Source organism: Peribacillus sp. YIM B13481 (assembly GCF_042787985.1).
GTDB classification, from domain to species: domain Bacteria; phylum Bacillota; class Bacilli; order Bacillales; family DSM-1321; genus Peribacillus; species Peribacillus simplex_A.
Map to the genome: position 1 here is coordinate 102,948 of NZ_JBHZPE010000011.1, position 6,229 is coordinate 109,176.

The following is a 6,229-nucleotide window of genomic DNA, read 5'->3' on the forward strand; positions in this document are numbered from 1 at the left end:
GAATGCGTAAAAAAAGTGAATCTAATGGATTGGAAGAATTGGAAAAAAGCAAGATAAGTAAGTTCCAATGGTTCCTTGTCATCTTCATTTCTTTAATCTTTGCGGTAACTGTAGCGTTGATCGTTTTTACAGTTGCAGGTGTCAATGTTGTGGAAAAGGCCAAAGGAATGTCTGAGAAAATACCCTTCATTGAATCGGATTATAAGAATGAAGAGAAAGGTAATCCAGCCAAGGAAAATGAGAAAGTTTCGATGAAGCTCGAAAAATTAGAAACTGAGATTGAAAACAAGAAAAAAGAGATAGACAAGCTTGAGGGCATCATTGATAAACGTGACAAGGCCATTTTAAAGGCAGGAGCGGAAAAACAGCAGCTTCAAACTGAAATGAATCAACTTAAGGATAGTCAGAATGGTAGTAAACAGGCGTTCAAAAATATAATCCGCACTTATGAAACCATGGCTCCTAAGAAGTCTGCACCTATCATTACTGAAATGAATGATGATGACGCAGTGGAGATTCTCTCAAGTATGAAAGCAGCCACTTTAGCTAAGGTATTGGAGCAAATGACAACGGCTGATGCTGCAAGGTTAACTAAGAAACTAACGGAACAAAGTCCTTAAGAGAAGAGATTAAGGAGGTGAATAATATATGAATTCAGCCATTAATTCTTTACTCCCCTTGGCATCATTAAGTCAAAAGGCACCAATTAAACAAAATCAGCAAACCAATTCCGGGTTTGGTTCAGTCCTTCAATCCTCCTTAGTGGCAGAACCTCCCGCTCCAGCGGATATAGGCGACATCACTGAAGGACGATTGTCTTTTATAAAGGATTTGCTTGGTTTTCTGAAACTTGAAAGGTTAAGTGATAAAGGGAAAGAGAGTATTGTTGAAGATATTTCTGTAAACAACCATGAAGAATTCAGCACCCTTCTATTACAGGTACTAAAAAATGTAGCCGGCAAAGATGAGGGTGCCCTTAAGGATTTCTTTGCGAGCATAGAGGAAATGGATGTAGAACAAGAATTGGATGACTTCAGCATGAATCCACAAAGTTTGTTATCTGCCAATGTCATGGAACTGTATACAATTCTAAAAAAGGTTACTGTATTGAATGAAGAAGAATGGCATGAGCTCCCACTATCTGGTGTGGTGAATCTTTTGAAACTGGCTAAGATTCAAGATCTTCTTTCAGAGAGTAAGGATATGACACAAGATGAAGCGGCCATCCAGAAACAAATGAAAAACCTGCTTGAAGGGATAACGGGGAAACTGGATAAAATGTTGTCCAATCAGTCAGAACCAAAATCAGAATATGGTCAATCCAACATTTCGGAAAAAGGGCAAAATAAAACAATAGAAACATTGAAAAACCCACACTTGCAATTATCTGGGAGTGACAAGGTAAGTAAAGACAGGACAATAACCAGCAGTGTGACTTTGCAAAATGCGGATAGCGGTGACCATCAAGGTTCAGGTATGCCTTTTCTCATGACTAAGTTGGAGCAATTCGTCTTGACTGCTTCCATAGGTAAGCAAATTGTCAGTCATGAAGAGTTTGTTAAACAATTTGAAAATATTTTGAGTAAGGCGAATTTTAGCGGAAAAAACGGTGTAAATAAACTGTTGATCAGATTGAATCCTGAACATCTAGGGTCACTTAGAATCGAGTTGATTCAAAAGGATGGTATGCTGTCAGCCAAGATTATGGCTACTACTTCTCAGGCCAAAGATATGCTGGAGAAACAGATTCATGGCTTAAAACAAGCCTTTAGCGGTCAAAATATTCAAATTGAAAAAATTGAAATATCACAGGCCTTCAATGCTTTTAACCCCGAGAAATTCAGCCAGAAAGATGCGGATGAACAAAATAAACAACAAGAGAGTAAGGAAGAAAGCAATGACGAGACGGATAGTGAGTTTATGGGATCCCTTGCCGAAGCGCTGTTAAATCTGGAAGTGTAGGTGTTAAAATGACGACCATTGATACGTCACTATTATTATCAAAATTTCAAACTGAAAACAGAAAAAACGGGGATGCATTAGGAAAGGATGATTTCTTGAAATTGTTGCTTACACAGCTTCAAAACCAAGATCCGTCAAATCCGATGGACAACACGGAATTCATCGCCCAAATGGCCACTTTTTCATCTCTAGAACAGATGATGAATATGGGAGCCCAAATGGAAGAAATAATCGGGATCAGTCAACAAAATAGTATCATGAACTTTAACTCCTTTGTCGGTAAGGAAGTCACTTGGCATAAATTGGATGGGGGCGATGGTGATCTTGCGGTAGAAGAAGGAACAGGCATCGTGAAGTCGATCCAATATAAAGGTGATGGTGTTTATTTCATTTTAGAAGATGGCACAAAGCTTGTACCCGCCAATATTTCACAAATGAAACAAACAAGTTCCACGGTAAATAGCTTAACGACGGCAAGTGAATTAATAGGCAAACGTGTTTCCTGGATGGATGAAAAAAATGGAGAGTCATCGGCTGTCGTTATCGCTGTATCCTTGAATAATGGCAGGCTGCAAATTGAAGTGGATGATGAAAGCAACACCAAGCTATCATCAGAGCAATTGATCAAAATCGCTGAAGCTTAATAGGCGGGAATATGAGTAAACTTGATTTTTAGGCAAATTCCGCTCAGATGATGGCTCAAACAAAATTACCGTTAAGGCAAGGGCAGTTGATCCAACAAGGTTTTCAACAGCATTTTCAATCAGCTGTTTCCACTAACGAAAAATTGATCATTAGTAAACATGCTCAAATGAGGATAAATTAAAGAAATATAGAAATACCACGACAAACCTGGAAACAAATAACCGATAAAGCTAATGAGGCTAAAAAGATGGGCGTGACCGAATCTCTTATCATTACAAATAATGCGGCACTCATAGTAAGCACGAAAAAAAATAAAGTCATCACAGTCATGGACAGGGATGAAGCATCAGCTCAAATTTTTACGAACATCAATGGAACTATAATTTTGGATTAATAGGCTGGACCTAGAATAGGAAGTCTAGACTGTGGAATGACTGAAGCAGTCGCTATATGAAAGGGGAGCTTTTACATGCTTCGTTCAATGTATTCGGGAATAAGCGGGTTAAAAAACTTACAAACAAAATTGGATGTTATCGGTAATAACGTAGCCAATGTCAATACTTATGGTTTCAAAAAAAGCCGTGTAACATTCAGCGATGCCATGAATCAAACGGTATCTGGGGCAAGTGCAGCAACAGCCAATAGAGGTGGAACTAATTCTAAACAAATTGGGTTGGGTTCCACGATTGCTACAATCGATACCATCCATACACAGTCAAGCTTGCAAACGACCGGCCGTGATCTTGACTTGGGAATTTCTGGTGATGGTTGTTTCATCGTCAAGCAAGGCGATGCACTATCATACACTCGTGCTGGAAACTTTTATCTTGATAATAACGGTACACTTGTCAACTCGAATGGTTTGAAAGTGCAGGCTTACAAGATTGATGAAAACGGAAAACAATCAAAAACAATCGGTGATGTGGCTGTTAACGTTAATGCAATTTTACCTGCTGTAACAACAACTAAAATAAGAGTAGGTGAAAATTTAGCTGCTGATGCAATTGACGGTACCGTATTTAGTCAGCAAATAAAAATCGTGGATGCAAAGGGTAAAGAACAAACGGCAACTATCTTTTTCCAAAAAACAGCTGATAACAAATGGGAGATTTTTGATGGGGAACCTGCTGCTTTGGGGGATACTTCGGCTACTAAACCAAAACCGTTCACTTCTCTGAATTTCGATGCTAATGGTCAGATAGTGGAAGCTGATAAAACTCAGGAAGGCCTAAACATTAACATTTCAAGTGGCAAAGCGAATGACCCGGATACGGAAGCTGATGAAAGCGTTCAAAAAATCAAATTGGATTTTGATTTCTCGAAACTTACTCAATCTAAAGGTGCTACGACTGCTCTTGTCAATCCAAATGGTAATAAAGAAGGGAAACTGGAAAGCTTTAACATTGGTGCATCAGGGGAAATAAATGGCGTTTATTCCAACGGTATGATCACAACATTAGGCCAACTGGCCGTTGCCAAGTTTTCCAATCCATCAGGCTTGACGAAAACAGGTGGTAATACTTTTCAGGAATCAATCAACTCAGGTACTGCAAACATCAATATCGCAGGTGAGGGCCGGGGGGGGATTGCATCAGGTTCCTTGGAAATGTCCAATGTGGATTTATCGGAAGAGTTTACTGAAATGATCGTTGCGCAACGTGGTTTCCAGTCGAATTCCCGGATTATAACGACATCGGATGAAATTTTACAAGAATTAGTTAACTTAAAACGATAGGTTAAGGGGGGAGGAGCCAGGTGCTTATTGCTCTGGCTCCTAAATATCATTATCAAAGTCACAAGGCTCAATGGAAAATGCTTTCATATCAATGCATTGTACATAGATACAGTCGAGTCATTGCCAGATACGACCATTACTTTTACAAATGGTAAGAAAATCGTTGTGCTTGAGAAAGAAGAGGAAATGGTTGAAGCTATTATACATTTTTATCGTACCGTGAATATTCTCGGTTTTCGTAATGATGTGGAGGAAAAATCATGAAAAAAAGTCTATTATCAATTATGTTGATTATATTCGTGGCCATAACGCTTGTTGGTGTCATAGCATTCGTGGTTGTGACAAAGTTATCTGACCCCACATCTGCAGAAGAAAAACCTAGCATTGACGAAATTGTCAAATCATCAGTTGAAATTCCCGAAATTACAACGAATCTTGCTGGCAATGATTATATCAAAATCTCATTTATGGTCCAAACAGAAAATAAAAAAGCAAAAGAAGAATTGGAAAAAAGAAGTTTTCAAGTGAAAAATATCATTATTACCGAACTATCCGAAATGAAAGCGGAAGTGTTAACCGGTAAAAAAGGCAAGGAAAAGCTTCAAGAAGAGCTAAAGACTAGAATGAATGAATTAATGGAAGAAGGAAAAGTTGAAAAGGTTTATATAACCTCCTTGATTCTTCAATAAGAACTTCCTTGCTTCATTAAATAAGAAGGGGAAGCTTTGGAGGTGAGTGTTAATGTCCGGGGAAATATTATCGCAAAATGAAATCGATGCTTTATTATCGGCCATTTCCACAGGTGAAATGGATGCAGATGATTTAAAGAAAGAAGAAATAGAAAAAAGAGTGAAAGTGTACGACTTTAAAAGGGCACTTCGGTTTTCAAAGGATCAAATCCGAAGTTTGACCAGGATACATGAGAACTTTGCAAGGTTGCTGACCACATACTTTTCGGCTCAGCTTAGGACATATGTTCAAATATCCGTTGCTTCGGCAGATCAAATACCATACGAAGAGTTTATTAGATCGATCCCGAAAATTACCATCCTGAATGTGTTTGAGGTGCCGCCGTTGGATGGCCGTATCATTCTTGAGGTCAACCCGAATATAGCTTATTCCATGATGGATCGAGTTTTGGGCGGGCGGGGCAAAAGCGTGAATAAGGTAGATACTTTAACGGAAATAGAAACGAAAATCATGTCGAATTTATTCGAGAAGGCTTTTGAAAATTTACAGGAGGCCTGGGGAACGATTGTTGAAATCGAACCGGTGATGACAGAGTTTGAGGTGAATCCACAATTTCTTCAATTGGTTTCGCCCAACGATACGGTTGTTGTCATTTCCTTGAATACACAAATCGGCGAAACGAGTGGAATGATTAATATTTGTATTCCTCACGTCGTATTAGAACCAATCATACCAAAGTTATCTGCTCATTATTGGTTGGAAAATTCCCAAAAGGAAAAAATTCCAGAGGAAATCATGATTTTGGAAAAGCGTATTCGAAATGCAGACCTTCCCGTTATTTCCGAACTTGGTTCTACGGATATCACCATCCAGGATTTTTTACTGCTAGATGTTGGTGATGTCATCGATTTAAATAAGGCAATCGATGAACCTTTGACCATTAAAATTGGAGGGGTCCCAAAATTCAATGGGCAGCCAGGAAAAGTAGGAAAAAAACACGCCATCCAGATTCTTGATATTTTGAAAGGGGGAGACGAAGATGGTAAGTGATCAAATGCTTTCACAGGACGAAATAGATGCCCTTTTAAAAGGTACAAGTGATATAGAAGATGAGATGAAGTCTCATATGATTGACGATTATTTATCAATTATGGAACTCGACGCCCTCGGGGAAATTGGTAATATCTCTTTCGGAAG

General features: G+C 38.8%; 8 protein-coding genes and 1 pseudogene. All 9 read left to right on the forward strand.

Translation table 11 applies throughout. From position 1 onward, the window contains the following. Positions 1-2 precede the first annotated feature (2 nt). Complete coding sequence (locus ACFX4X_RS09530) at positions 3-620, forward strand: MotE family protein (protein ID WP_377383076.1); 618 nt, start codon at positions 3-5, stop codon at positions 618-620. 28 nt (positions 621-648) lie between these two features. Then, positions 649-1,962: a flagellar hook-length control protein FliK gene (locus ACFX4X_RS09535; RefSeq protein ID WP_377383078.1), complete on the forward strand. Its 1,314-nt coding sequence runs from the start codon at positions 649-651 to the stop codon at positions 1,960-1,962. A gap of 8 nt (positions 1,963-1,970) precedes the next feature. Continuing rightward, a complete protein-coding gene (gene flgD / locus ACFX4X_RS09540) occupies positions 1,971-2,606 on the forward strand; it encodes a flagellar hook assembly protein FlgD (RefSeq protein ID WP_284471279.1) in 636 nt (211 codons plus the stop codon). A gap of 194 nt (positions 2,607-2,800) precedes the next feature. Next, entirely contained in the window at positions 2,801-3,001 is a 201-nt protein-coding gene (locus tag ACFX4X_RS09545) for a hypothetical protein (protein ID WP_377383084.1), read from the forward strand. Positions 3,002-3,076: 75 nt separating this feature from the next. Then, the gene (locus tag ACFX4X_RS09550; protein WP_377383079.1) at positions 3,077-4,342 is read left to right on the forward strand and encodes a flagellar hook protein FlgE; all 1,266 of its coding nucleotides are present in this window, start codon (positions 3,077-3,079) and stop codon (positions 4,340-4,342) included. 48 nt (positions 4,343-4,390) lie between these two features. Next, positions 4,391-4,606, forward strand: a complete 216-nt coding sequence (locus ACFX4X_RS09555) for a flagellar FlbD family protein (protein WP_284472096.1) — start codon at positions 4,391-4,393, stop codon at positions 4,604-4,606. Continuing rightward, positions 4,603-5,031: a flagellar basal body-associated protein FliL gene (gene fliL / locus ACFX4X_RS09560; RefSeq protein WP_377383080.1), complete on the forward strand. Its 429-nt coding sequence runs from the start codon at positions 4,603-4,605 to the stop codon at positions 5,029-5,031. Before ACFX4X_RS09555 ends, fliL begins: the two co-directional genes overlap by 4 nt. 52 nt (positions 5,032-5,083) lie before the next feature. After that, positions 5,084-6,082: a flagellar motor switch protein FliM gene (gene fliM / locus ACFX4X_RS09565; RefSeq protein ID WP_377383082.1), complete on the forward strand. Its 999-nt coding sequence runs from the start codon at positions 5,084-5,086 to the stop codon at positions 6,080-6,082. Next, positions 6,072-6,229 (forward strand): annotated as a pseudogene (locus tag ACFX4X_RS09570) (flagellar motor switch phosphatase FliY); the annotation flags it as partial. The gene fliM and the pseudogene ACFX4X_RS09570, both read left to right, overlap by 11 nt.